Source organism: Shewanella sp. MF05956, assembly GCF_059758055.1.
Map to the genome: position 1 here is coordinate 33,221 of NZ_JCAYNV010000021.1, position 26,564 is coordinate 59,784.

General features: G+C 42.2%; 23 protein-coding genes and 1 pseudogene. 12 read left to right on the top strand and 12 right to left on the bottom strand.

The genetic code is table 11. The features are described from left to right. Positions 1 to 204: 204 nt before the first annotated feature. Positions 205 to 2,031, top strand: coding sequence for a diguanylate cyclase domain-containing protein (locus AC19MX_RS18975; RefSeq protein ID WP_498299496.1), 1,827 nt, complete (start codon positions 205 to 207; stop codon positions 2,029 to 2,031). A gap of 49 nt (positions 2,032 to 2,080) precedes the next feature. Here the strand turns inward: AC19MX_RS18975 and recQ are convergent, their stop codons facing one another. Then, entirely contained in the window at positions 2,081 to 3,925 is a 1,845-nt protein-coding gene (gene recQ / locus AC19MX_RS18980) for a DNA helicase RecQ (RefSeq protein WP_498299498.1), read from the bottom strand. Between the two features lie 386 nt (positions 3,926 to 4,311). Here recQ and AC19MX_RS18985 point away from each other — a divergent pair, with 386 nt between their 5' ends. After that, positions 4,312 to 4,776 carry a thioesterase family protein gene (locus AC19MX_RS18985; RefSeq protein WP_432403725.1) on the top strand — a complete coding sequence of 155 codons (465 nt, stop codon included), beginning with the start codon at positions 4,312 to 4,314 and terminating at the stop codon, positions 4,774 to 4,776. Positions 4,777 to 4,918: 142 nt separating this feature from the next. Continuing rightward, positions 4,919 to 5,839 (top strand): EamA family transporter RarD, encoded by a 921-nt coding sequence (rarD, locus tag AC19MX_RS18990; RefSeq protein WP_498299500.1) that lies wholly within the window; start codon positions 4,919 to 4,921, stop codon positions 5,837 to 5,839. On the opposite strand, the gene AC19MX_RS18995 is transcribed toward rarD, so the two are convergent. The 5 genes from AC19MX_RS18995 to radC all read right to left on the bottom strand — a co-directional run bounded on the left by AC19MX_RS18995 (position 5,836) and on the right by radC (position 9,558). Next, positions 5,836 to 6,375: a PH domain-containing protein gene (locus tag AC19MX_RS18995; protein ID WP_498299502.1), complete on the bottom strand. Its 540-nt coding sequence runs from the start codon at positions 6,373 to 6,375 to the stop codon at positions 5,836 to 5,838. The genes rarD and AC19MX_RS18995 overlap by 4 nt on opposite strands. 97 nt (positions 6,376 to 6,472) lie before the next feature. Next, positions 6,473 to 7,792 carry an amino-acid N-acetyltransferase gene (gene argA / locus AC19MX_RS19000; protein WP_498299527.1) on the bottom strand — a complete coding sequence of 440 codons (1,320 nt, stop codon included), beginning with the start codon at positions 7,790 to 7,792 and terminating at the stop codon, positions 6,473 to 6,475. A 550-nt stretch (positions 7,793 to 8,342) separates the two neighbouring features. After that, complete coding sequence (rpmG, locus tag AC19MX_RS19005) at positions 8,343 to 8,516, bottom strand: 50S ribosomal protein L33 (RefSeq protein ID WP_011494790.1); 174 nt, start codon at positions 8,514 to 8,516, stop codon at positions 8,343 to 8,345. A 6-nt stretch (positions 8,517 to 8,522) separates the two neighbouring features. Then, positions 8,523 to 8,759 carry a 50S ribosomal protein L28 gene (rpmB, locus tag AC19MX_RS19010; protein ID WP_137223931.1) on the bottom strand — a complete coding sequence of 79 codons (237 nt, stop codon included), beginning with the start codon at positions 8,757 to 8,759 and terminating at the stop codon, positions 8,523 to 8,525. A gap of 121 nt (positions 8,760 to 8,880) precedes the next feature. Next, a complete protein-coding gene (radC, locus tag AC19MX_RS19015) occupies positions 8,881 to 9,558 on the bottom strand; it encodes a RadC family protein (protein WP_188959009.1) in 678 nt (225 codons plus the stop codon). 278 nt (positions 9,559 to 9,836) lie between these two features. On the opposite strand from radC, the gene coaBC reads away from it, so the two are divergent. The 4 genes from coaBC to folE all read left to right on the top strand — a co-directional run bounded on the left by coaBC (position 9,837) and on the right by folE (position 12,996). Then, on the top strand, positions 9,837 to 11,030 hold the full coding sequence (gene coaBC / locus AC19MX_RS19020) for a bifunctional phosphopantothenoylcysteine decarboxylase/phosphopantothenate--cysteine ligase CoaBC (protein WP_498299504.1): 1,194 nt from the start codon (positions 9,837 to 9,839) through the stop codon (positions 11,028 to 11,030). After that, positions 11,027 to 11,485 (top strand): dUTP diphosphatase, encoded by a 459-nt coding sequence (gene dut, locus AC19MX_RS19025; protein WP_498299506.1) that lies wholly within the window; start codon positions 11,027 to 11,029, stop codon positions 11,483 to 11,485. Before coaBC ends, dut begins: the two co-directional genes overlap by 4 nt. A gap of 35 nt (positions 11,486 to 11,520) precedes the next feature. After that, entirely contained in the window at positions 11,521 to 12,114 is a 594-nt protein-coding gene (gene slmA, locus AC19MX_RS19030; RefSeq protein ID WP_432403714.1) for a nucleoid occlusion factor SlmA, read from the top strand. A 231-nt stretch (positions 12,115 to 12,345) separates the two neighbouring features. Continuing rightward, positions 12,346 to 12,996, top strand: a complete 651-nt coding sequence (gene folE / locus AC19MX_RS19035; RefSeq protein ID WP_188959021.1) for a GTP cyclohydrolase I FolE — start codon at positions 12,346 to 12,348, stop codon at positions 12,994 to 12,996. Positions 12,997 to 13,118: 122 nt separating this feature from the next. Here the strand turns inward: folE and pyrE are convergent, their stop codons facing one another. After that, positions 13,119 to 13,760, bottom strand: a complete 642-nt coding sequence (gene pyrE, locus AC19MX_RS19040; RefSeq protein WP_498299508.1) for an orotate phosphoribosyltransferase — start codon at positions 13,758 to 13,760, stop codon at positions 13,119 to 13,121. Between the two features lie 71 nt (positions 13,761 to 13,831). Continuing rightward, positions 13,832 to 14,545 carry a ribonuclease PH gene (rph, locus tag AC19MX_RS19045; RefSeq protein WP_498299510.1) on the bottom strand — a complete coding sequence of 238 codons (714 nt, stop codon included), beginning with the start codon at positions 14,543 to 14,545 and terminating at the stop codon, positions 13,832 to 13,834. A 242-nt stretch (positions 14,546 to 14,787) separates the two neighbouring features. Between rph and AC19MX_RS19050 the strand changes: the two genes are divergently transcribed. Beyond that, positions 14,788 to 15,651: a YicC/YloC family endoribonuclease gene (locus AC19MX_RS19050; RefSeq protein WP_432403707.1), complete on the top strand. Its 864-nt coding sequence runs from the start codon at positions 14,788 to 14,790 to the stop codon at positions 15,649 to 15,651. Positions 15,652 to 15,743: 92 nt separating this feature from the next. On the opposite strand, the gene AC19MX_RS19055 is transcribed toward AC19MX_RS19050, so the two are convergent. Together AC19MX_RS19055 and AC19MX_RS19060 are read right to left on the bottom strand one after the other, a co-directional pair. Further along, on the bottom strand, positions 15,744 to 17,078 hold the full coding sequence (locus AC19MX_RS19055; protein WP_498299512.1) for a type II toxin-antitoxin system HipA family toxin: 1,335 nt from the start codon (positions 17,076 to 17,078) through the stop codon (positions 15,744 to 15,746). Further along, complete coding sequence (locus tag AC19MX_RS19060) at positions 17,078 to 17,359, bottom strand: helix-turn-helix domain-containing protein (RefSeq protein ID WP_498299514.1); 282 nt, start codon at positions 17,357 to 17,359, stop codon at positions 17,078 to 17,080. Before AC19MX_RS19060 ends, AC19MX_RS19055 begins: the two co-directional genes overlap by 1 nt. Positions 17,360 to 17,638: 279 nt before the next feature. On the opposite strand from AC19MX_RS19060, the gene AC19MX_RS19065 reads away from it, so the two are divergent. Then, positions 17,639 to 18,841, top strand: a complete 1,203-nt coding sequence (locus tag AC19MX_RS19065; RefSeq protein WP_498299516.1) for a winged helix-turn-helix domain-containing protein — start codon at positions 17,639 to 17,641, stop codon at positions 18,839 to 18,841. 223 nt (positions 18,842 to 19,064) lie between these two features. Then, complete coding sequence (locus AC19MX_RS19070; RefSeq protein ID WP_498299518.1) at positions 19,065 to 20,381, top strand: anaerobic C4-dicarboxylate transporter; 1,317 nt, start codon at positions 19,065 to 19,067, stop codon at positions 20,379 to 20,381. Positions 20,382 to 20,700: 319 nt separating this feature from the next. Here the strand turns inward: AC19MX_RS19070 and AC19MX_RS19075 are convergent, their stop codons facing one another. Both AC19MX_RS19075 and AC19MX_RS19080 read right to left on the bottom strand, forming a co-directional pair. Continuing rightward, positions 20,701 to 23,856, bottom strand: coding sequence for a DUF3427 domain-containing protein (locus AC19MX_RS19075; protein WP_498299520.1), 3,156 nt, complete (start codon positions 23,854 to 23,856; stop codon positions 20,701 to 20,703). A gap of 115 nt (positions 23,857 to 23,971) precedes the next feature. Further along, complete coding sequence (locus AC19MX_RS19080; protein ID WP_498299522.1) at positions 23,972 to 25,075, bottom strand: Fic family protein; 1,104 nt, start codon at positions 25,073 to 25,075, stop codon at positions 23,972 to 23,974. Positions 25,076 to 25,521: 446 nt separating this feature from the next. On the opposite strand from AC19MX_RS19080, the gene AC19MX_RS19085 reads away from it, so the two are divergent. Continuing rightward, entirely contained in the window at positions 25,522 to 26,295 is a 774-nt protein-coding gene (locus AC19MX_RS19085; protein ID WP_498299523.1) for a type IV toxin-antitoxin system AbiEi family antitoxin domain-containing protein, read from the top strand. Between the two features lie 5 nt (positions 26,296 to 26,300). Next, positions 26,301 to 26,447: pseudogene (locus tag AC19MX_RS19090) on the top strand (nucleotidyl transferase AbiEii/AbiGii toxin family protein); the annotation flags it as partial. Between the last annotated feature and the right edge of the window lie 117 nt (positions 26,448 to 26,564).

The window sequence follows — 26,564 nt, forward strand, 5'->3', positions numbered from 1 at the left end:
GAGAAAGATTACGACGTACTAGTACCTCATTACACTCAGCACATGCAATCTCGCCAGGGCTCAGAGGGCATATTTTTATCATAAGTAGCTAACAGTGCTAGATCAAAATTTGTGAACTTAAGTGGCTGCATCGTTTATATATTTATGTATCCACGATTAAAAAATCGTATACTTCAAGCAACCCAATTTGAGTAGATGTAACCGATGACCCGTTCGAAAGAAGCCAATAAATATAAATTTAATCGCATTATGAGCTTTATGGTTAGTTTATTGCTTTTTACCATCGCGGCACCGGCATTATCTCTGCCTTCGCAAGAGCTATTACTCAGTGACGACATCGTCCAGAAAACTCAGTCACTCAATGTCAGTGAACAATTGGATGTGATTAATAGTATTAACTCGCAAAAATCAGAAGATGCAAGAACACTCTTAACAGAGCTTGAACGCCAACAAAGCACTCAATCTTTTAGTAACATAGAAACCTTGCGATTAAGCTTACTGCGTTGCTTTAATTTACTCGAGTTTGGTGAGTTCAGTCAGGCAATCACGCTTGCCAAGCAAGGTGAAACCAATGCACGACAATTAAAATACGATGTTGCTAGGCCTTATTTTATTCAGTGCGAAGCTTCTGCAAATCAAAGCCTTGGTAATGTATTGCAAGAGCAACGTCTGACAGAAGAAGCATTGAGACTAGCAAGGCGATATTCTGAAAAACAAGCTATTGTTAATAGCCTGTATTTACGCAGTAGACAAAATACAAGCTTAGAAAATTACAACCAATCGATTGAAGATTTACGCTTAGCATTAGATATTTTTGATGAAGCACAAGAACAATTTCAGCAATGGTATTTACTGCCAAAGTCATTCGTACAGCAGGAAATATCAAATGTTTTTTTCTCGATGGGTGATATTAAAGAATCACTCCATTTTGCTGAAGTAGCAGCAAATGATTCATCAGCATTTGGTAAGCTTAACTTTGCATTTGCAGTTAATTTGGCGCGCATAAACATAGAAATAGATAATAAATCAGACGTATTACTATATTTACAAAAAGCAGAAGCTGAAAATAACAGAAACATAGTCGAACGAGATTTAGCTGTTGGTAATGCGCTACTTGCCGCTATCAACTCTTATATTGGAAATAACGATAAGGCTGAACAACAAGCATTATCAAGTATAAAAGCCTTTACCAAATTCAAGGAGCCGCTATATGTCATGCGTATAAAACGGACATTAGCCAAGATTTATCTCGCGCAGAAAAAAGATACTCAAGCAATATCATTGCTCAATGAGATTATCGAGCAAGCTAACGAACTTAAACAATTTTCCGATCTGGAAGAGTTTACTCAGATCATTAGTGAATATTATGCAGCAAACAATCAGTTTGAATTAGCTTATCAATTTCAGGTGCAACGCTTTGATGCAACCAAACAAGCCACCGCTAAACTCAATAGCGCTCACTTTATCCAGTATCAAGCCCGCTTAGCAGAGCAAAATAACCCCCAACCTATCGATGAAGAACCAATATCTAATATGAATCAAAATCTTGCGATTACCGCATTGATTATCTTATTGTTATCGATTGGTTTGGTACTCTTTCTAACTAAAAAACCACAAGCGGTATTAGTCGACAAAAAAGAAGAAACTCAACAACAACGGATTGACAATGCACTGCTCAATGCCAAACAAGGTCATTATCAAATGAGTATGCTACTGGTTAATATCAATCGTATCCGTCAGGTGGATATTCCCTATGTTGAACAGCAGTTTCAATTGGCATTAAGAGAGCAAGATCTGCTATTTCGCCATAGCCTCGATGAGTTAATTATTTTGTTGCCCCACACATCATCTGCCGGGGCAACTAGAGTCATGCATCAAATAGAACAGATACTCAGCAATTGGAAAAGCGATGTTAAAACCAGTATCGGTCTGGCGAGTTTACAACAGTTAGACACATTTGAAGTCTTGATGAAGCGAGCGATATTAAATCAATTGAGTAAAATGAAACCACAAGAAACCAAAGTCACTTAACTGACACTTGACCATTACACACGCGTATTTAAAGCATAAAGGCTAAGCGTTAGCCTTTTGTTAAATAGTCACTGATCTCATCTAAAAACTCACCGCCAAAACGGTCAAGTTTTATTTGGCCAACACCGTTTACTGCAAGCATTTCACCAGGGCTGGTAGGCAGCATGGCTGACATTTCAGCCAGCGTAGCATCGTTAAAGACCAAATACGGTGGAATGTCATGTTGCTCAGCGAGCTCTCGGCGCAAGAGTTTTAATCGTGCAAATAATTTACGATCGTACTGCTGTACCGCGCGGGTATTCGGTTTACGCTTAACATCGAGTAGCTGGATCCGCGGCTCAGCCAACATTAAGGTCATTTCAGCTTTTAAAATTGTTCTTGCTGCTGGGTTTAAGCGAATACTTGAACCTCGAGTAATATCCTGACTCGCCAACCCTAAGTGAATTAACTGCCTCAACACACTGACCCAATGTTCTGTCGATTTATCGGCACCGATCCCCCAAGTGGTTAATTTGTCATGGCCTCTATCAACCACATTTGCGGCTTTAGAACCTCTGAGTACATCAATTACATGGTGAATACCAAAGCGTTGTTGTAAGCGATAAATACACGACAATACTTTTTGGGCATCTTCGGTGCCATCGTAACGTTTAGGCGGGTCCAAACAAATATCGCAGTTACCACAAGGCTCAGATGCCACCTCATCAAAATAATTCAGTAATACCTGACGGCGACAGGTTTGCGCCTCAGCAAAAGCAGCCATAGTGTGTAACTTATGAAACTCAACTTGTTGCTGCGGACCGGGCTCTGATTGCTCAATTAAATGCCTCACCCGACCAATATCGGCAGGGTCAAACAACATGTACGCTTCTGCTTCTAAACCATCTCGTCCCGCTCGGCCGGTTTCTTGATAATAAGCTTCAATGCTTTTAGGGATATCGTAATGCACCACAAAGCGCACATTTGATTTGTTAATTCCCATACCAAAAGCCACCGTGGCAACCACAATATCAATCTGATCTTTTAAAAATTTGTCTTGTGCATCAGCACGCTCATCTTGGCTCATCCCCGCATGATATGCTTGAGCATTAAATCCTTGTAAACGCAGGCGCTCTGCCACTTCATCCACTCGGCGGCGACTACTGCAATATACAATACCGCTGGCACCATTTTGTATCGTGACAAACTGACGCAACTGGTTGGCTGCATTTAATTTTTCAGCCACGGTATAACGAATGTTTGGACGGTCAAAACTTGATAATAAGGTATACGGAGCAATATTTAAGCGCTCACAAATACTGAGTCGTGTCGCTTGATCTGCGGTGGCAGTTAATGCCATTAACGGAATATACGGAAAATACGCTTTTAACTGCCCAAGGGCTGCATATTCAGGCCTAAAATCATGGCCCCACTGGCTGATACAATGTGCTTCATCTACCGCAAACATCGAAAGTTCAACAGATTGCAAACGCTCAATAAAGTCTGGACGCAATAATCGTTCCGGCGAGACATACAAGAGTTTTATCTCACCTGCATGCAGTTTACGAAGCACTTCAGCACTTTGCTCACGCGGTAAAGATGAATTGAGATACGCTGCAGCCACACCGCTTTGCAACAAACTGTCTACTTGGTCTTTCATTAATGAAATCAGAGGCGATACAACGACTGTCACACCCGGCAAGACTAAAGCGGGTAACTGGTAGCACATACTCTTACCGCCACCAGTAGGCATTATCACTAAGGTGTCTTGGCCTTGTAAACTGCGCTCAATCACTTCTCGCTGCCCTTCACGAAAGGCACGATAACCAAATACCTGCTGTAAACTGGCCGATAACACATCCTGCTCTGCAGCTGTATCAAGAGTTGGGCTTGGCGTTGAAGTCAGATTATCCATTCACACTATGATGTCATTTAAAGGATGGTCATTTTAAAGCACTCAGCCACAGATGTCTTGAAGCAAAGTGCAATTGCTACAATTAACACGCCAATGATGATTGAGTATTGAACACTTTAGCGTTAGATTAAATACTCTATGCGCATTGAAAATACATACAATAATAAATCAACCTGAGCACGGGATAAGGGATGAATTTATACTGTTTAAAATCAACATGTTATCTACCATCACTTTCAAGCTTGTCATTTGTTCTGCTAACAAGGCGAATTGACGCGTCAATAGCTAGCCTATTGTAAGTCGATTCAACGCAGTTAGCAGGGCAAAGGACTGTTTGAAAGGCGTTTATTATCCCGAGCTCAGGTTAAATACGACAAGGATTGCCCATGACTTCATCTATTCAAGATAAAGCCTTACAACAAGTTGCAGAGATTTTTGATAAACACGTACCATTCCATAATTTACTCGGATTAGACATTAAACATTACGACATTAATGGGGTTGAGGTCGTAATAAAAATGAAACCCGAACTGATTGGTAACATCCATCAAAACATTCTTCATGGTGGCGTTACCGCAACGTTACTTGATGTAGTAGGTGGTCTAACCGCCTTTGCGGGGCTTGTTGCCAGCCGTGATGACTGGACAATGGAAGAATTACAACAACGCTTAACCACCTTAGGCACCATTGATATGCGGGTTGATTTTTTGCGCCCCGGTCGCGGAGAAATATTTACCGGTACCGGCACAGTGATTAGGGCGGGCAACCGAGTATCGGTTTGCCGAATGGAATTACATAATGAGTTAGGCACTCATATTGCTTTTGGTACAGGCACTTATATGGTGGGTTAATTTAACATCGGCAATGTATCTACGTCATTGCCACGTTAAACTGACAGCTAACCAATAAAAACAAATCGCTTAATCACTTGTGTCATCAATAGGGGCGACCTACAATCGCCCCTCTTTTCGTTGTTGCCATTGTTGACTCACTATGCCTGATTTAGAATATCGTAAAGGGGTTTTCCTCGCGATTTGCGCTTACACCATTTGGGGTATCGCCCCTTTATATTTCAAACTATTACATCAAGTTCCAGCCACTGATATTTTAATGCACCGTGTTGTATGGTCATTTCTGTTTATGATCATTTTGATGCAATTTATAGGTGGATTCAGTCGCTTACGCCTCATTCTTAAACAGCCCAAGCAACTACTCATTTTGCTCACAACTTCGATATTAATCGCAGCAAACTGGCTTATTTTTATCTGGGCAGTCAATAACGACCACATGCTGGATGCAAGCTTAGGTTATTTTATTAATCCATTGTTTAACGTATTGCTAGGCATGGTGTTTCTCGGCGAACGCTTACGTAAATTACAATGGGTTGCGGTTACATTAGCGAGTGTGGGTGTCCTGGTGCAGTTAATCTCGTTTGGTTCAATTCCGTTGGTGTCTTTGGCCCTTGCAGCAAGCTTTGGTTTTTATGGTTTACTGCGCAAAAAAGTCAATATTGATGCAAAATCTGGCTTACTGGTTGAAACGGCTATTTTATTACCGGTTGCACTCGGTTACTTATTGGTCACGTTAGACAGCTCACCTGTTAGCATGTTAACCAATAGCCTTAACCTCAACTTACTGTTAGTGGCTGCGGGTATTGTCACCACCATCCCACTTTTATGTTTTGCCGGTTCGGCGGTCAGAATTCCATTTTCTATTTTGGGTTTCTTTCAATACATTGGCCCTAGCATCATGTTCATTCTTGCGGTGAAACTGTTTAATGAGCCTTTTGACATTGAAAAAGGCATCACTTTTTGTTTTATCTGGGGAGCACTGGTGATATTTATTGGCGACATGGTACTGCAACGCCAGCGTCGTCATGTGGCCACTAAAAAAGCGGCTGCAGTGAAGATTTAATCAATAGGTTGTTTGGACTGTGCGCTAGCATGCAACTTTGCTAGCTCTTCATCTGCATCGATTACGCTAACCAAAATCACTCTATCTTGGCTTATTGGCAACAGTATAACTTGCACAGGATCGGTGACAGACAGCAAGGCTTTAACGCCATTATTTAATGAAAACCAACCCAGAGCATACCCAGGCAAGCCCAAACCATTTGTTCGCCACTTAGCAGCGTATTCAGGCTCTTCAATCAGGTTAACTACACGCGCTTGTGCAAAATCAACGTGGTCAGTATCTATCTCATTCGAATACAGTGGAATATTTACCCGCAACAGTTTGTTATCCCAAGAAATATTACTGCTAAATGATTGATATAAAATAAAGACAAATAAGGCCATTAGCGGCAACATGATGCCTAAAGTAAGATATTTAGCATTACTCGGAATGGGTTTCACAAAAATAAAGACGGTTAACGCGAGCAAACCTAATAATACTGCAATAACGCTGTTTATCGCCCCTGAATCAAGTGGCGTTAACGCAATAACATCCATAAGTCCTCCTCGGTAAAGCTCATATTATACCGCTCACTTTCGTTTATTTTACCTATAAAAAATGCCGGAATAACCGGCATTTTATGGTGTGTATCAATTATAAATCGAGCGCTAGAATTTTTGAACGACGCTGATAGTTGTACAATTGTTTTTTCTTGTTTGGTAACTCTTCAACATCAACAATATTAAAACCGTGCTCTAAAAACCAATGGATACTGCGAGTCGTTAATGCAAACAAACGTGAATAACCACGCACTCGCGCTTGACCAATAATGTTATTCAATAAGATGCTGCCTCGGTCGGCATCACGATAATCAGGATGCACCACTAAACACGCAAACTCACCGGCATTATCTTCTTCAAATGGGTATAGCGCAGCGCAACCAATAACTAAGTTATCGCGCTCAACTAACATAAACTGCTCAATTTCCATTTCAAGCTGCTCACGAGAACGGCGCACTAAAATACCTTGCTCTTCTAATGGACGAATTAAGTTTAAAATACCACCTATATCACTGATCGTGGCACGGCGTAAACGCTCTGCACTTTGTGTCACAATCTGAGTACCAATACCTTCGCGAGAAAACAGCTCTTGCAGTAATGCACCATCGTCTAAATAGCTCACTAAATGACAACGTGGCACTCCACGACGACACGCTTCTACACTGGCCTTTAAAAACGCCATAGTGCCTACCGTTGTATGATCATCTACAGACATGGTTTTTAGCATTTCTTCGATGTCATCAGGCATTAACTCAGCAATCACTTCGCCATGTTTGCCGATGAGGCCGTTAGTATCACTAAAACCAATAATTTTGTCTGCTTTAAGCTTAATGGCGACTTGAGTTGCCACTTCTTCAGCGGTGAGGTTAAAACTTTCACCCGTAACAGAAGCCGCTATCGGCCCCATCAACACAATGCCGTTATTGTCGAGTTGACGGCGCAAACCCTGCGCATCAATACGACGCACCTTACCACTCAAACAAAAATCAACACCGTCATCGACACCTAGAGGCTGTGCAATAACAAAATTACCACTCACTACGTTAATTTGTGCATTTTGCATTGGCGTATTGCCTAAGCTCATCGACAATCTTGCAGTAATATCAAACTGAGTCGCACCGGCTACCTGCTTAATGATTTTTAAAGTATCTTCATCCGTAATGCGGATGCCATTATGGTATGCCGGCGCGATACCCGCAGCCTTCAGCCCTGCATCAATTTGCGGCCTAGCACCATAAACTAATACCACTTCAATCCCGAGTGAATGCAACAAAGCAACATCATTTAAAATGCCGCGAAATTGCGGATGCGCTAATGCTTCGCCACCTAACATGACGACAAAAGTTTTACCTCTATGGGCATTAACATAAGGAGCAGAATGACGAAATCCATCAACCAGTTCAGTGGTTCTCACAGGCAAATTCACCTCGGTAATTAGTTTGGTGTTAGTCATACTTGCAACCTGAGTGCAGTTACAAGCCAGAATGTAGTATAGAATAATGATGGTATTGCATTTTAATTCACTTTTAAAGCATTTTATTTCACATTAAACAAAAAATAGTTTGTCCGTTAAGTGTGAAAAAATCATTACAGCCATAACGTTAGTTTAACTGAATGCACTATCTTGCTTTACGCACTTTTGCTCTCTCAAACAGCATAAACTTTATCATACCAATCATTATTAGAATATGATCTATTTTAGACTGCGCCACTAGGGCCGGTATAATGAAAATGACTGTAGGTGTATTAACCTACATCAAAGGCATTTGAAGCAGTAATGGGTCTAGTGGCATTGCCCCGAAGGGCGAATTTATCAGCATTGTCTTCTTTGTTAACGTACAACTGCATGGATAATTTTCGCTAAAAGAGCACAATCTAATGTGGATTGGTGTCAGTATAGCTTACTTTTCTTTAGGCATAAAAAAAGCCCCAATGAAGGGGCTTTTTTAAGAATCAAAAATCAATTACTTGATTTTAGCTTCTTTGTACATAACGTGCTGACGAATAACTGGATCAAATTTCTTGATTTCCATTTTCTCAGGCATGTTACGCTTGTTCTTTTCAGTAGTGTAGAAGTGACCAGTTTTAGCACTAGATACTAATTTGATCTTCTCACGATTACCTTTAGATTTAGCCATTTTCTATTATACCTTCTCGCCACGGGCACGAAGTTCAGCAACAACAACTTCAATACCTTTCTTATCGATAATACGGATACCTTTAGTAGATACACGTAGTTGTACGAAGCGTTTTTCTTCTTCTAACCAAAAACGGTGGTTTTGTAGGTTAGGTAAAAAACGACGACGAGTCGAATTTTTAGCGTGCGAACGGTTGTTACCAACCATTGGCTTCTTGCCAGTTACTTGGCATACTCTTGACATGTCAATCTTCTCCAAAACAAATTTTTAACGCTCGAGCATTAATGTGCCTCGTATGGCCGTCGCCCGAGGCACAAAGAGGGCGCATTTTATACACGATTGACCATATAAGATCAAGCAGTGTTTATACAATCCATCCTCGCTCGGCAAAGGAGACTATCTCCTGATCACCTACAACCATATGATCTAACAAAGAAACATCTATGGTTGCCAATGCATTTTTTATTCGCTCAGTTATTCGCCGATCAGCCTGACTTGGCTCTGCAATGCCAGACGGGTGATTGTGACACACTATCACCGCTGCTGCTTTTTTCTCCAACACAAGGCTAATAACCTCGCGAGGATAAACAGAAGCGGAATCGATGGTGCCACGAAATAATTCTACAAATTGAATGACTCTATGTTGGGTATCCAACAATAGTAAGGCGAACACTTCATAGGATCGGTCTGCTAATTGTCTCATTAAATAGTCCCGAGTTAAATCAGGATTTGTCAAAATTTGCCCTCTTTGTAGATTTTCATGCGCAATTCGCTTAGAAATCTCGGCTGCAGCCTGTAATTGAGCATATTTTACCGGCCCAACACCGGCTAATTTGCACACTTGGCTCTTCGATGCACTTAACAAGCTTCGTAAACCACCAAACTGATTTATCATTTCGCGGGCTAAATCCACTGCATTTTGACCCGCAAGACCATTTCGTAAAATCACCGCTAATAATTCAGCATCAGACAAATGCCCTGCACCATTTAGTAATAACTTTTCTCGCGGTCCCTCACCTTGAGGCCAATCTTTTATACCCATGTATGCTCCTTGTTATCTTAAAGACGCCATACCCTCGACGAATTCAACCAAGTTGCATAAATTCGTTACTACTACGCCAATACTGAATTGATGTGCCTTTAAAAACCCACGTTGAAATCATGACATCTTCTTAATGGGTGGCACGCTCTCAATTATTTACACTCTCTTATAATCAGTTACACAGTATGGTCGATATTTTTGAGATTGGATCCACGCAAATTGTCACAGGTTTGTGATATTGTTAGCCGCAATTAGGATAGAGTCGGATAATGCACAACATGCTGACAAATAAAAAAGTACTACTCGGAATTGGTGGCGGCATTGCTGCGTATAAAAGTGCCGATCTTATTCGTCGCTTAAAAGAACGCGGCGCAGATGTACGAGTCATCATGACCCAAAGCGCCATGAAATTTATTACACCATTAACGATTCAAGCGCTTTCAGGCCATCCTGTTGCCTCTGATTTGCTCGATCCTGCTGCGGAAGCCGCAATGGGGCATATCGAACTGGCACGCTGGGCAGACGTAGTGTTACTCGCTCCTGCTACAGCAAATTTAATGGCACGTATTAATGCCGGCATGGCAGACGAGCTACTCACCACCACATGTTTAGCCACGAGTGCGCCAATCATTGTGTGCCCCGCCATGAATCAACAGATGTATCAAAACATCGCTACCCAAGAGAACATGGCCAATCTAGCCCGCAAAGGCTTAATCATTTGGCAGCCAGCCTCAGGCAACCAAGCCTGTGGTGAAGTCGGCCCAGGTCGTATGCAAGAGCCCGTCGCCATAGCCGAACAACTGGTGCAGTTTTTTGGGCCAAAGTCTTTACAAGGTCATAAATTATTACTCACCGCAGGGCCAACCCGTGAGGCAATTGACCCGGTGCGTTATATTTCAAACCACAGCTCTGGCAAAATGGGCTTTGCTCTGGCACAAGCCGCTGCAGAAATGGGCGCAGAAGTGACACTCGTCTCAGGGCCGGTCAATCTTGCCACACCAGTCGGTGTTAAGCGTATTGATGTGGGTTCTGCACAACAAATGCTCGATGCCGTAATGCAACAAGTTGAACAACATGATATTTTTATCGGTTGCGCCGCAGTAGCAGACTATCGAATTGCCGATGTCGCCGATCAAAAAATTAAAAAATCGGCAGAAGAAATGCAGCTTGCGCTGGTGCGTAATCCTGATATCTTAGCCACGGTAGCTCAGCACACAACACGACCTTTCACCGTCGGTTTTGCCGCTGAAACGAACGACGTAGAGCAATACGCTCGCGGTAAACTACAGCGTAAAAAGCTGGATATGATTGCCGCTAACGATGTCTCTATTCAAGGCTTAGGCTTTAATGCCGATAGCAATGCACTACAAGTATTTTGGCAAGACGGCAGCCAACAACTGCCCGCAACAGACAAACTCACACTGGCGCGCCAATTACTCACATTGATAGAACAACAACTAAAAAAATCATGAAAACACCCATTGAACTAAAAATTCTCGACTCGCGTATTGGCAGTGAATTTCCGCTGCCAGCTTATGCTACTCCCGGTAGTGCAGGCATGGACTTACGCGCAATGACTGACACGGCAATGGTCATAGAGCCAGGACAAACCGTATTAATTCCAACAGGTATCGCCATTCATGTGGCCGACCCAAGCTTGGCAGCAGTAATTTTACCGCGCTCAGGCATGGGCCACAAAAACGGCATCGTGCTGGGTAATTTGGTCGGTTTAATTGACTCCGATTACCAGGGGCAACTTATGGTGTCATGTTGGAACAGAAGTGATAAACCATTCACACTCGACATTGGCGATCGTTTAGCCCAATTAATGTTTGTCCCTGTTGTACAAGCAGAATTTAACCTAGTGGATGAGTTTAATAGCTCAGATCGTGGAGAAGGCGGATTTGGTCACTCTGGTACCAAATAACCTTTTCAAGTAGTCACTGAGCCAAGGAACACATCATGGCCGAAAGCCCAAAAATAAACCGTCGTGAACATATTTTACAATGCTTAGCCCAAATGCTTGAGACCAGCCCAGGTCAACGGATCACCACCGCTAAGCTTGCCGCCGAAGTGGGCGTGTCTGAGGCCGCACTGTATCGACACTTCCCCAGTAAAGCGCGAATGTTTGAAGGTCTGATTGAGTTTATTGAAGACGCGATTCTCTCGCGGTTAAATATCATCATGGACGAAGAAAAAGACACCATGACCCGCTGCCAATTAGTATTACAGCTATTGTTGGTGTTTTCTGAACGAAACCCGGGGATTTCTCGCGTATTAAATGGCGATGCACTGCTAGGTGAAAACGAGCGCTTACGCAGTCGAATCGACGTGTTATTTGCCAAAATAGAAACCCAAATAAAACAAATTCTACGCGAAAAAACCTTACGTGAAGGAGTAGGCTTTAACATCGACGAAGCCATACTGGCCAATCTATTGTTAGCGTTTGCCGAAGGCAGAATTTCACAGTTTGTCCGCAGTGAATTCAAACAAAAACCCACACTGCATTTTGATGAACAATGGACCTTTATTCAGCAACAATTGTTGAGAAGTTAATTGAATCATCCATTTCGTTTCTTTAATGCTGAAACCGTGAAAAATATTATGACATAACGCTTAAGTGTTTAATCAACAAAAGCCGATACTTGAGTAGAAGGATCGGCTTTTTTATTGGCTGCGGTATTAATTTACAGCGAATCGCGCTATTCTCCTTTTCCCCTATGGGGCAGCCAAGTGGGTGTTAATCTACACTCATACAAACAGTGATATCGAGTCGTTGGAGGATATATGGCACTCAGTGAAGCCGCAATTAAAGTACAAGCAGCGCTAAAAGATCGTGGGTTAGAAACCCCGATGCTGCCAAAAACTTCCACGCCTGAAGAACGTAAAGTCAAAATTGAACACCATATGCGTGAGATTTTGACCTTAATGTCACTCGATTTAACTGATGACAGTTTGGCAGACACGCCACGTCGCATCGCCAAAATGTATGTTGATGAAATCTTCTCGGGGCTCGATTACGAAAACTTTCCAAAAATCACCGTCATTGAAAACAAGATGGGGGTTGATGAAATGGTGCGTGTACAAGACATCAGTCTTACCAGCACCTGCGAACACCATTTAGTGACCATTGATGGATTCGCGACTGTGGCTTATTTACCGCGAACTAAAATTATTGGCTTGTCTAAAATTAACCGAATCGTGCGCTTCTTTTCCCAACGTCCGCAAGTACAAGAGCGGTTAACCCAACAAGTGTTAGTGGCGCTGCAAACCTTGCTTGAAACGAAAGACGTAGCGGTAAAAATGGATGCGGTACATTACTGCGTTAAATCTCGTGGGGTAATGGACTCAACCAGTTCAACCACCACCACGGCACTTGGCGGTATTTTTAAGTCTAACCCTGCTACCCGTGCTGAGTTTTTACACCAAGTGAAATAGCGTACACGGATTACGGATTACGGATTACGGATTACGGTAAAAAGTGTAATAAAAAGCTGCATCAATATGACTATTGTGCAGCTTTTTTAATTTTCCAGCCTCAGCGAATCAGTTTGTCTACACTAAATTCCGTATTGCTCGCGATATGAGCGAACAGAGGCTAATTCAGCTTCCATTCCTGGTTTTTCAGACAAGTAATTAATTAAATCAGCTAACTTAATAATCGACACAATCTCACAGCCAAAATCGCGTTCAACTTCTTGAATCGCCGACAGCTCGCCCTTGCCTTTTTCTTGGCGATCAAGTGCAATCAATACGCCAGCAAGCTGGGCGTTATGCGCATTAATAATTTCCATCGACTCGCGAATCGCCGTACCAGCAGTGATCACATCGTCCACCAGCATCACCTTACCTTTGAGCTCACTGCCGACTAAACTGCCGCCTTCGCCGTGGGTTTTAGCTTCTTTGCGGTTAAAGCAGTATGGAATGTCAACATCGTGATGATCGCACAGCGCAACGGCTGTAGTTGTGGCAATCGGAATACCTTTGTATGCTGGGCCAAATAACAAATCGAACTCAATGCGCGAGTCCATTAACGCCGCAGCATAAAAGCGGCCTAAACGCGCTAAGTCTTTACCCGTATTGAACAATCCAGCATTAAAAAAGTACGGACTCGTACGACCAGATTTAAGGGTAAACTCACCAAAACGTAACACTTGGCGGGCTAAAGCAAACTCAATAAATTCGCGTTGATAGGCTTTCACGGTTATTCCTCTTCATCAAATTTTAGATTAAAAAAAAGGACCGTAATCGGTCCTCATTTTTCAACAGCATATTAACTTAATGCGGCTTTTTGCACATCGACAATTTCGCGAATACTGTTTTTAGCTAACACTAACAACTCAAGTAACTCTTCATGGCTAAATGGTTCGCCTTCTGCAGTGCCTTGAATTTCGATAATCTTACCGGTTTCAGTCATCACAACGTTCATGTCAGTTTCAGCAGCGCTGTCTTCAATGTATTCTAAATCACTGATCGCTTCGCCTTTGTAAATACCCACACTCACTGCAGCAATTAAAAACTTAAGTGGGTTAGCTTTAATAATACCTTTACCACGTGCCCAGTTAAGCGCGTCAACTAACGCCACACAAGCACCAGTAATAGCAGCAGTACGTGTACCACCATCAGCTTGAATAACATCACAATCGATAACGATAGTGTTTTCACCTAACAACTTCATATCAACGGCTGAACGTAATGCACGGCCAATTAAACGTTGAATTTCTTGAGTACGGCCAGACTGCTTACCACGAGCCGCTTCACGGTCCATACGGCTGTGCGTTGAACGCGGTAACATGCCATATTCAGCAGTAACCCAACCTTGACCCTGGCCTTTAAGAAAACGTGGAACGCCTTCAGTGAAACTGGCTGTACATAATACTTTTGTGTCGCCAAACTCAACTAAAACAGAGCCTTCAGCATGTGCAGTAAAAGAACGCGTAATAGTAATAGGGCGAGTTTGAGCTGGTGTACGGTTACTTGGGCGCATGAAAAGTCCTGTAGTCGAATTCATATCAGATTTGAGCGCATATTATAGAGGTTCGCGACGCCAGATGCCACGACAAACCCACGCTAATCGCTATCGGTAACATGATCGTCCACTAGCGTTATCGCGGATGTTGTTGATATCGGCCAAGATAAGCCACAATTATCGCCACTAATCCTTTAATCCAACGACCTAAAACGGCTATAATCATCCCACATTTGCGTAATAACATAACAGGACACTTCATGATCCAAAGCATGACAGCCTACGCTCGTATCGAGCACAAAGCAGAATGGGGCACAGCCTCATGGGAAATTCGTTCAGTCAACCAGCGCTACCTAGAAACCTACCTGCGCCTACCTGAGCAGTTTCGTAGCTTTGAACCTGTCTTACGCGATCGCCTACGTAAACGCTTAAACCGCGGTAAAGTAGAAGTGAATCTACGTTATGAGTTAGCCGACAACAGCAGCAACGAATTGCAACTCAACCAAGCGCTAGCAAAGCAGTTATTAAGTGCTGCTAATTGGTTAAAGCAAGAAGCCGGTCAAGGCGAACTAAGCTTAACAGACGTATTACGCTGGCCTGGCGTGCTTGCCTCAGCCGAGCAAGACATGGACAGCATTGGTGCAGAACTGATGACAGCCTTTGATAATGCAATCGATCAGTTTATCGAAGCGCGCGGCCGTGAAGGTGAAGCGATTAAAGACATGTTACTGACTCGCTTAGACGGTGTAATGGAGCAAGTGAACGTTGTGCGTGAGCATATGCCAACGGTAATGAAATATCAGCGTGAAAAACTCACTAACCGCTTAGCCGATATTGCTGGTGAACTAGACCCTGCACGTATCGAACAAGAAATGGTACTCCTAGCGCAAAAGCAAGATGTCGCCGAAGAAATGGACCGTCTTGAAGCACACGTAGCAGAAGCTCGCCGCATCCTTAAAAAAGGCGGCAGCGAAGGTCGTCGTTTAGACTTTATGATGCAAGAGTTTAACCGCGAATCAAATACCTTAGCCTCAAAATCAATCAGTGCAGAAATCACTTCGGCCGCTGTTGAATTAAAAGTATTGATTGAGCAAATGCGCGAGCAGATCCAAAACGTAGAATAAACAGCTTAGTTCTAACACAATCTTATAAGCCTGTGTCATAACATTAAGCCCAGCATTTGCTGGGCTTAATTGTTTTAGATTTTAGCTACAAGTTATTTGATGCTCTGTCTAATATTCTCTCTGGTGATCCGCTTAGCCATATCCTTTATTCCGGTCAATATTGATTCACGGATATGCACTGGAAAATCTTGAGGTAACTGTGAGCTAACTTTAGTGATTACTGAGTCAACTGAATTGGCTATTTCATCCATGATGTCCGCCATAGTTACAGTATCAAAACCCACAGCCTTAGCTGTTTGAATAAAGTGCCTTGGAAAGATTTGTGCAACTTGATACTTCTTTCCTTTCGTCGCTTTTAATCCCATAGCCAACTTAGCATCCCTAATATTTAATCCTGATCCTCCTATCACTGGATACAAAGATAAAATATCGTAAAAGGGTGTTAATCGATATCCGCCACCAGCCTCGAGGAAAAGTGAAAAGTTTTTAGCATGGCCATCGGTTGCAGCTAATAACCAAAACAATACCTGAGACTTCATGAAGTCATATCGATCTTGCGCTGAATTTGTCGAACCCAATAGAAAAGACATGATCTGCTCAATACTTGGCCCTCCATGACTTTCGTATTTTTTCGCGGGTGAAAAATTTAAACTTTGGCAAAAGTCCTCTTGGGGCAAACGCATAATCCATTTACCATCAGATGAGAGCCTGCGGTCAAAGCGTTCCACAGCAAGCGCCTTAACATCACCCACCTTAATGACCGAGCATTGCGGTACATCTAAACCAAACTCCCTCACAATCATCATACATAAGTATTCATTTTCAACGCTGCCAGACATATCAAGAGTATGTGAATGACTCTGTATTGAACCTATGGGCAGCTTAATGATGTGTGTTGTCGGGGTTGCCTTAATAGGTAGCCGCCACTGTCCATCTAGATTAAGTAAGGCAGTTTTTTCTTGAGCACCTGCAATCGATATTCGAAAGTCATCTTCATCGGTTAACATGCCTAGTGGAATATCCGACTGATAACCCTTTAACACTCTTTCCAATTCTTTATCTGATAAGGGTTTAGACTCAATCTTTTTGATATCAAACGGCTGTTGATCATGTGGTACGAGTTGCAATGCACCGACACTGTCTTGGCCAACTTTTGCTAATAAATCGAATGCTTGGGTCGATTGAGCATTGTGGCGAACAACAATTCTATTTCGCACCTCTAGATTATCAGGCAGTAAATTATCAAAAAAATTGTAAACCTCATCGCCTTTATAAGCTTGCTTTCTCAGTGGCATGGATAAAGATATAGGACGACTGCTAGGGGTATCTAACCATTGCTGTTCATACTTAAACAGATGGGAGCCCGTGGTCGATTTAGTAAACTCTCCTACAAGGTATCCATTCATATAAACATCGAGGATTGCCATTACCACTCCTCATTCCATTGATGCTCTGTGGATTTAGCTTGGTCACCACCAGATTCACATTTCAATGCAGAGTTTCTCACCTTAATGTCTAATTCAAGGTTTAACGCAGATAAAATTTTGAATAACGTTTCTAACTTGGTCGAGTCAGGGTTCTGCTCAAAACTAGACACGGTATCCTGACGAATACCGACCTTACTCGCCACTTTAGTTTGCGATAGTTTCATATTCAGCCGTGCATCTTTGAGATACGTACTAAGCTGTTTTGAGTTCGTCACCTTCATAATCGTTTTACCTGTAGAGATAGTCTCACCACTACTTTACACGCTAAAGCAGGTAAATCAACATTTACACGCTACAGCCGTTAAAAATAACCTTACACGCTACAGCCGTTAAATTATCATTACACGCTATAGCGTGTAAAAAACCGTACAACGCTCGAATCTTAGTACCAACATCCAGCAATCTTATAATCAACCGCTGGTGTACTCTGCTATAAAGGTTGGCCTACAATGGCTATCACCGTGTTTTAACTCGCTTACCGCATTCAATAAAGGCTCTTAATGACCAATCCTTACTCTGCTAAACAATGGTTACAGCTAAGTATGCAGCAGCAAGGTTTGTTGCAGCCTTTGGGGTCGTTATCAGAATTGATGCAGCAATTAAGTTATGTGCAAATCGACTCTATCAATGTGGTCGAGCGCGCACATCATCATGTGTTGCACAATCGCCTAGCAGATTACTCTCCTGCCATGCTTGACGAGGCTATGAACGATAAAACCGTGTTTGAATACTGGTCCCATGCGGCGGCATATTTACCCATAGATGATTACCGTTTTAGCTTGTATCGCAAACAACAATTACAACAAGGCGATAAACATTGGTTTGAGCCTGAGCATAAAGTCATGCTCGAAGTAAAAGCCCGCATAACAGCCGAAGGCCCACTCAAAGCAAGTCAATTTACACATAATGCTGATGTTAAAAATGGATCATGGTGGGATTGGAAACCCGCTAAAAAAGCGCTTGAACAATTGTTTATTCAAGGCGAGTTAATGGTGGCTAGGCGTGATAAGTTTCAAAAGGTTTACGATTTAACCGAGCGCGTTTTACCACGAGATATAAATGCTACTGTGCCTAGTGATACCGAGTACGCTCAACATTTAATTAATCGTTATTTAGCGGCGCATGGCTTTGGCAATTTGCAGCAAATTCAGTACCTACGCAAAGGCCTTAAGCCATTACTGACCAAGACCTTGGCGCAAATGTGTGAACAAGGCGATATTGCCAGCTTTACCGATCTACACACCAAACAAGCTTACTTTTATCAGCCTAAGCTTACGTTACCCACAAGTATTCCCAACAAAGTGTGGCTGCTTAATCCGTTTGATAATTTAGTCATTCAACGGCAAAAACTTAAGCAATGGTTTGGTTTTGACTATCAAATCGAGGTGTATGTGCCTGAGGCTAAACGCCAATACGGTTATTACTCATTACCCATTTTATGGCGTGACCGCTTTGTTGGACGTGTGGATGTAAAAGCAGACCGTAAAAACCAATGCTTGTTACTGCAAAATCTGCACATTGAAACGCAAATATTGACGAACCAGCATGATGAGCCACATGACAAGGCGCATTTGGTTTCTGCACTCATTGAAGCGATTGAACACTACACTCAGTTCAACAACTGCCAACGTTGGCAGTTCTTACAATGTAACGATAAAACGATTGCCCAGATGTTACTCAAAGCAAGTCAACAGGGTATTTAACGGCCCCCTCTGAACGCCCAACACAGCTCGCCCTCACCAAGTAATAAGTGACTCAACACATTACATGCGGTTGTATGTAATGTTGTTCACGTTTTAAACATTTATTACCATCCCCGATTCAATAGCTTGAGTTAAGTCACTAACCTCAAATTCGTTGTGAGATACCTTCAAAAGGCTAAAAATAATAACAACCTACATAAATCCTAAGCGGGGAGTACACACGATGTTTTATATACACATGCTGCTGTTATTAGCGGTGATATTTGTTGGTATCCGCCATGGCGGAATCGCCTTTGGTTTATTGGGCGGCTTAGGCGTATCGGTACTGGCATTTGTATTTGGCGTTGCACCAGGTGCTCCACCCATAAGCGTAATGCTGATTATTCTGGCGGTGGTCGCGGCCTCGGCAACACTAGAAGCAACCGGCGGCTTAAACCTATTAGTCAAATTCGCTGAAAAACTATTACGCAAACATCCTGAACATATCGTCTTTTTAGGCCCACTATGTACTTATTTTCTAACCGTTCTGGTTGGTACTGGCCATTCGGTTTATCCACTTCTACCTGTTATTTACGATGTAGCCTATAAAAAAGGCATTCGTCCTGAACGCCCTTTAGCGATGGCAACTGTCGCCTCGCAAATGGGCATTACCGCCAGCCCCATAGCGGCAGCCGCTGCGGTAGTATTAGCTACAGCTGTTGATAATAATCTTGATATCAGCTTAATCGATGTGCTTATGGTGACCATTCCAGCAACCTTAATTGGTTTGCTTGTGGCCTGTACCTGGAGCTTAAAGCGCGGTAAAGATTTAGATAAAGATGAAGAGTTTCAGGCACGATTAACCGATGCTGATTTTCGTGAGGCGTTAATCGATCCACAAGATGACAATGCCGAAACACCACAAGCACAATCAACCGCTAAGAAAGGCTTAATCGTATTCTTACTGGGTATTCTGGCCGTTATCATAGTGGCCATGTTCAGTAAGGAGCTACTCCCTACAGGCGTCAGCATGTCGGTCGCAATTCAATTTATGATGCTGTCTGTTGGTGGTGTCATATTACTCGCAACCAATATATCGCCTAAAAAGATTGCCACCAGTAATGTGTTTACCGCCGGTATGACCGCGGTAATCATTATTTTTGGTATTGCCTGGATGAGTGACACCATTATTGAGCACCATAAAACCTATTTGGTGAGCGCGGTGAGCGACATTGTTAGCGTGTATCCATGGACATTTGCTATCGCGATGTTTGTGTCATCTATCTTCTTAAAAAGCCAGGCGGCAGTATTAACCATTATGCTGCCATTAGGATTTTCACTCGGCATTCCAGCACCAGTATTAATTGGTGTCCTGCCAGCGTGTTATGCCTACTTCTTCTTCCCGTTCTATCCAAGTGATTTGGCCGCAATCAGTTTCGACAGAACCGGCACCACCCACATTGGTAAGTACGTGCTCAACCACAGCTTTATTATTCCAGGCTTTATCGGCGTAATCACCGCAACATTTGTGGGTTACTTTATTTCAATGGCGATTAACTAATTTCTGCTAAGGTGTTTGGAGTTGAAGCATCAGGCAGGGAGTTAAGCGGTAAACCGCTAGTAAATTGACCCCAAAATCACTAGCATCAATAACAATGGCAGCCAACGTGGCTGCCATTATTGTTTTTAATCATTGAGAACCTAAAGACCTAAGAGCTAAAAATAAAGACCTAAAAAACTAAAATGATCTGATGTGTTATCGACAGGTTCATGGGTTAATCTGCCCACAATATCGACCGCTGCAACACGCCGTAAACCCATCCATGGGGGCTTGACGAAAACATCCTGTTTTCAACAGTTGCCTGTGCCAATATGGTTGGCTACCCGATAGCTAACTTGGCAGTCTCATGCCACATAAAATCGGGCATAGGCTCATCAAGTTGCCATGTAATATTCATCGGTTGTGACCCTGAATGTTTTATATATTTCACAAAACCAAAATTAACAAATCCCATGGTACGGCCGTTTTCATCTTTAGCTTGTTCTCGTACAAACAAAATCAATTTTCGTCCCATTTTTTCGTGCTCGATATAGCCCAAACCTCTGCCATACTCTGGTCTTGCACTATTTTGAGATTGCCAATGAAATAGCGATTCATTAATCGCGTAATCATGATACATAGTCGTCGGTGAAAATTGTTTAACAGATTTTTTCAAGGTAACAAATAGTAGTTCAACATTAAGCGCCTTAAGGACTAGAACACCTTCACGAGCTGTCGATTTTTTGCTAAAAACGCTTGCGCCACAGGCGGCGAGTATTTGCTCTCGGGTATACCTAGAATGCACTTTCAAAGATGGAATTGCTGGGATCTGCATTCCAAGTTCATTATGATGTATACGCTTAATAAGTAACGATATGACATCAAGCAGTTCAGCTTGTAACTGTGTATGCCTCAAGGCTGCTAAGCTTTGCTTTAGGCTAGTAAAGCCTAGCTCGGAGCCTGATTTATCCCAGAAATTATAATGGCACATTAATGCAAATTGGCACTGAATTGTATTGGTATCATCAAAGCTAAAATTGTCGATAATGAGCTGCTTTAAAAACTGTAAATATGAGATAGAACTGCAAGCGAACAAATGATTATTTATCGCGCGATAGTAGGCTTTAGCCAGACTCGCATCTAAATTTGGCTCATTTATTTGATTTCTATTTGCGCTGTCAACTAGTTCTAGCCAACTCATTTTTAGCCTATAAATATCTTCTAAATTAACATTTGGGTTAAAACGTAAAAAATTAACCAAGGTTAAGGTAAGCGTACTTTGGTGCTCGAAATTATTAATGAGCTGTCGCAACCTGCTAGCATTCATGGTTGCACGGCTAATATTTCGTAAAATCATTGCCTGAGCCTGTTCTTCTAACTCAATTCGGCAACCTAAAGGCAAATGAGGAAAATCACTCGTTATCTCATCTTTAATAGACTGATTAGTTTTACCAACCAGCGCGCGAAACTTTTGTGAAAAGTCATATTCATCACGAGAATTACCCACAAAATCCAATACTGTACAGCACTGTTTATCATCGGTTAAACGCAATCCACGTCCTAACTGCTGCAAAAAAATAGTTAAGCTTTCGGTTGGACGTAAAAACAATAAAGTATCGACTTCAGGAATATCGACACCTTCATTAAAAATATCCACCACGCATAATATATTCACATGACCGCTAATTAAACTTTGGCGTTTGTGTTGCCTCTCATGACTGTTATCACTCGTAAGCACATCTGCACTAATACCGGCTAAGACAAACTTCTTCGTCATGTATTCTGCATGTTCTTTGCTAACACAAAACGCCAGGGCTTTGATCTGACGAATATCAGTGACTGTATCGTTCAAGCTGCGAATAATGCGCTTCACTCTTTGCTCATTATGAGTATAAAGATGACTTAGCTCTGCGATATCATATCGCCCTTGATGCCATTTAATTTTGCGAAGATCTGTATCATCATCGATAGCAAAGTATTGGAAAGGACATAAATAGCGCTGATTAATGGCTTCGGGTAAACGAATTTCCGCAGCAATGACTCCACAAAAGTCATCTAGTATATTTTGCCCATCATGGCGCTCCGGCGTAGCAGTTAACCCTAATAAAATATTAGGACAAAAATGTGCTAGCAATCCACGATAGCTACTAGCCGCAATATGATGCACTTCATCTATCACAATATAATCATAAAAATCAGCGCTAAGTGGTAAATTGTCCAATTGCAGATTCAAGCTTTGTACCGAAGCAAACAAATGACGGTAGCTATTCGGCTTGTGCTCGGCAACCCACAATTCACCAAACTGGTTATTCTTCAATACACCACGATACGCAGACAAAGCTTGCTTAAGTATCTCCTGCCGATGAGCCACGAATAAAAAATTAGCTTCAGGATAATGTTTATAAAAGCGGGCAAAATCAAAAGCTGATATTAGGGTTTTACCGGTCCCCGTTGCTGCAACAACGAGATTTCTAAAACGCTGGTGTACTTGACGTTCAACATTTAACTGCTCAAGAATTTCTCGCTGATGTGCAAAGGGCTTTATATCAAAATGAAATGCACTGTTATCGCTACATCCACCCCTAGCTTCTCTTAGCGCCTCATGAAGTTTGTTTTTAGCCTCAATATTGCCATCAAATAATTCAAATTCACTCGATTGCCAATATGATTCAAAGGTATTAAGAGATTTATCTATAATGTGGGGAATTTCTTGAGTGGTTATTTTTAAATTCCACTCAAGGCCACTCGTCAGCGCAGAATGCGACAAATTAGATGAGCCAATATATCCAGTGTGAAATCCTGTTTCACGTAGAAATAAGTAGGATTTGGCATGCAGACGTTCGCGCTTAGTGTTGTAACTCAATTTAACTTCTGTATTTGGAAGGCTTGCTAAAAACTCCACAGCTTTAGCATCTGTCGCGCCCATATAAGATGTCGTGATTATCCGCAGGGTTTTGCCGCTTCGAGTGAACTCTTCCAGCTCATTTTTAAAAATCCGAATACCGGCCCATTTAATAAAAGACACTAACCAATAAATTTTATCCGCTGAGCGGATCTCACGCTTAAGCTCAGTGTCTAAAGAAATACCCGCGTTACTGCCACAAAACAACTCACTTTGACTTAATCCTGTCAGCGGATAAATGGCCTTCGTAAATTCAGGAAAGTCAGTTGATATCGGGTTTTTCTTTTCAAATAGCGCCGTCAGAATACGACCTTTGCTATCAAGCAAGTTTTCAGTGATCAATTGATCATCTTGAACATGATCTTTTAACCACAATACTAACTTATTTGCTAAGTCGATTTGCTCAGTGAGTTGATTTGTACCACTGGGGATTGCATCAATGGCACTCTCCATTATTTTCGTCAAAAACCTAGATAGCCAGACACTCGCCTCAGCACTCTCAAGCGGCCTTTCCCCTAAATAGAAAACATCACGATCTATGCTTTTATCTATCAGTTGAGTAATGAGCTTTTCATATATACCAACTTGTTCCATGTCGGATAAGCCTTTAAAAGTAAGGAAAATAAAAATATACCATAACAATATTGTTGCATGGACTATCTAAAATTTAATATTTATCAATTGAGTACGGTAACAGCTATCGAGTTCACTACACCAAAACATACCTTGTACTTCTACCGCCAGCGCCAGTCTTGACCAAACACTGTTGATCCACAAGTTGAGCCAAATGTCGGGTGGCAGTGGCGCGGCTGACTTTAGCGACTTTTTGATATTGGCTACTGCTTATCCCATCATTAAAGTCACCATCGAGTAACCTATTCAGCACTTTCACTTGTTCTGTGGTTAACGCTGGAGTGAGTAAGTGTTGATCAACTCGACGCCAAAACTGGGTTTTAGCAGTAGTTTGCTCAATGATATTGAGTGTGTGTTGAATAGCGTCATTTAAGGTGTCTAAAAACCACAGCAACCAAGGTGTGATATCTAAGCCACCTTGCTGGGTAGACTCTAATATTGCGTAATAGCCTTTGCGTCGCTCAAGAATACTAACTGACATTGTGTAAAAATGAATCGAGCGATGCTCAGCTTGCGCGAGTGCTAAGTCGGTGAGTAAACGCGTTATACGTCCGTTTCCATCATCAAGCGGGTGCAAGGTGACGAACCACAAATGGGCGATGGCTGCACGCACCAGCGGGTCGACGTTAGGTTGATTTCTCGATTGATTAAACCACTCAATAAACTGCGTTAAATTAAAATCTAGCGTATTGCGTGGGGGCGCTTCAAAATGAACAGTAGGTTTGTCTAAACGGCCCGATACCACTTGCATAGGCTCGTGACCACGTAACTTACCGCCAACAACAGGATTAAACCCCGTTTGGTTTTCTGGAAACAACATTGCATGCCAATCTAGAATCCGCATTAAGCTCAGCGGTTGTTGCCAGTTTTGTAGCGCATCTAAGGTGATATCTGCTAAACCATCAGTTTGCGTCGTGGTGGGATAAGGTTTTTCTTCACTCACGCCAAGCTTATTCGCCAGAGAGGAACGGACAGAAAATGCGTTAAGCTTTTCACCTTCAATAGCACTTGAATGAACAATATTGGCCAGCATGGTATCGAGTGTCCATTGACTAGCGGATTCAGAACCTATTTTACCCAGCAGCAAACCTTGGTTAAATTGAATTTGCCTCAATAATGCACTTATACGAGTATTATCCCATACAAACTCTGGCCATTGTTGTTGCTGCCAAATCCACATAATGACCTCTATTTAACTGACTAAAATATTTTTTGATGTGAACACTAAGCTATTCTACTCATAAAATGAGGCAAATAGCAATTTATTCGCCTCATACTATGAGGCGAATAAGTGTATTAATTGCCTCACAACAGTACTAGTCATCTCTATAACACGTTAAATGGCCATTTCGGTATAATCATTTACCGACTCAACAACCCCGAAGCGATAGCAAGTTAATGACATCTAAGCTGACTGATTTATCTTTATCACCACATCTTGCTGGCTCTAAACTAACGTTGAAAAGTAAAAAAACTTAGTTTGGAAAACTAAACTTTTACGGCAATGATTAACGTGCAAATGACAAAACTTAAACTTTTATAGATAATAAAGTTTGAATAATGAACAAAACACGTCAATAATCAACGTATATTTAAACCTAATCAAACCAGATGCGATAGTCGAACATGCTGAATACTAAAGCCAGAACACAACTACAGAATGCACTGCCTTTGGATATGGTAGCCACAAAACCATGGCTTGAAGCACAAGGGCTCAGCCTGCACTTTCTGGACAATGCTGTACGTAGCCGAACTTTAATTCCCCTCACCGCTGGGGTTTATGTAAGACTGGAGGCAAATCTCTCCTGGAAAGGTCTTGTTGCTTCTGTACAACGTATGTCAGATAGTCCTATTCATGTGGGCGGCTTAACAGCGTTAGAGCTTGAAGGTTTAGGGCATTATGTGTCTATCGGCGATAAACCTAAAATACAGCTTTATTCTAATTCCGCATTACCTCGCTGGCTGGACAGAATCGATATTTCAGCAGAGTTTAAATGGCATGGCACAAAACGTATATGGCCAGAAACACTGATGCACAATAGTCAATATCTACGACAAAACTCGTGGAGAGAAGCACTCCCTCCGCTTTTTTATTCTTGTCCAGAAAAAGCGATTCTTGAGCTCTTAACCACAGTGCCCCAACACACTAGTTTTGAACACGCGGATCAAATTATGCAGGGGTTGAGCAACCTTTCACCACGTAAGTTGGATGTCTTACTTAAAGCCTGCTGCAGCATCAAAATTAAACGGCTATTTCTTTGGCTGGCAAATAGACAACAACATGCCTGGTTTAAGTATCTGACACCTGAACAATATGACCTAGGAACAGGCAAGCGACTTATCGCACAAAACGGCAAACTAGAGCCAACTTGGCAAATCACTATACCCAAGGAGATGTAACCAAGATGGATAGAAAAAGCCATTACTATCGACAGGTCCAACTGTTACTACAAGTTATTCCCTTTGTTGCCCAGCACGATTGCTTTGCTCTTAAAGGAGGGACAGCAATCAATTTGTTTGTACGTGACTTTCCAAGGCTTTCCGTAAGCGTCCGGGCAAGTACGTCTTCAACTGCGCTCATCGAGCCTTTATCTTAACGACTGATAATGACATCAGGAGTTAACATGGCTACACGTTCACATCAAGATTGGGCTGCTTTGATACAACAG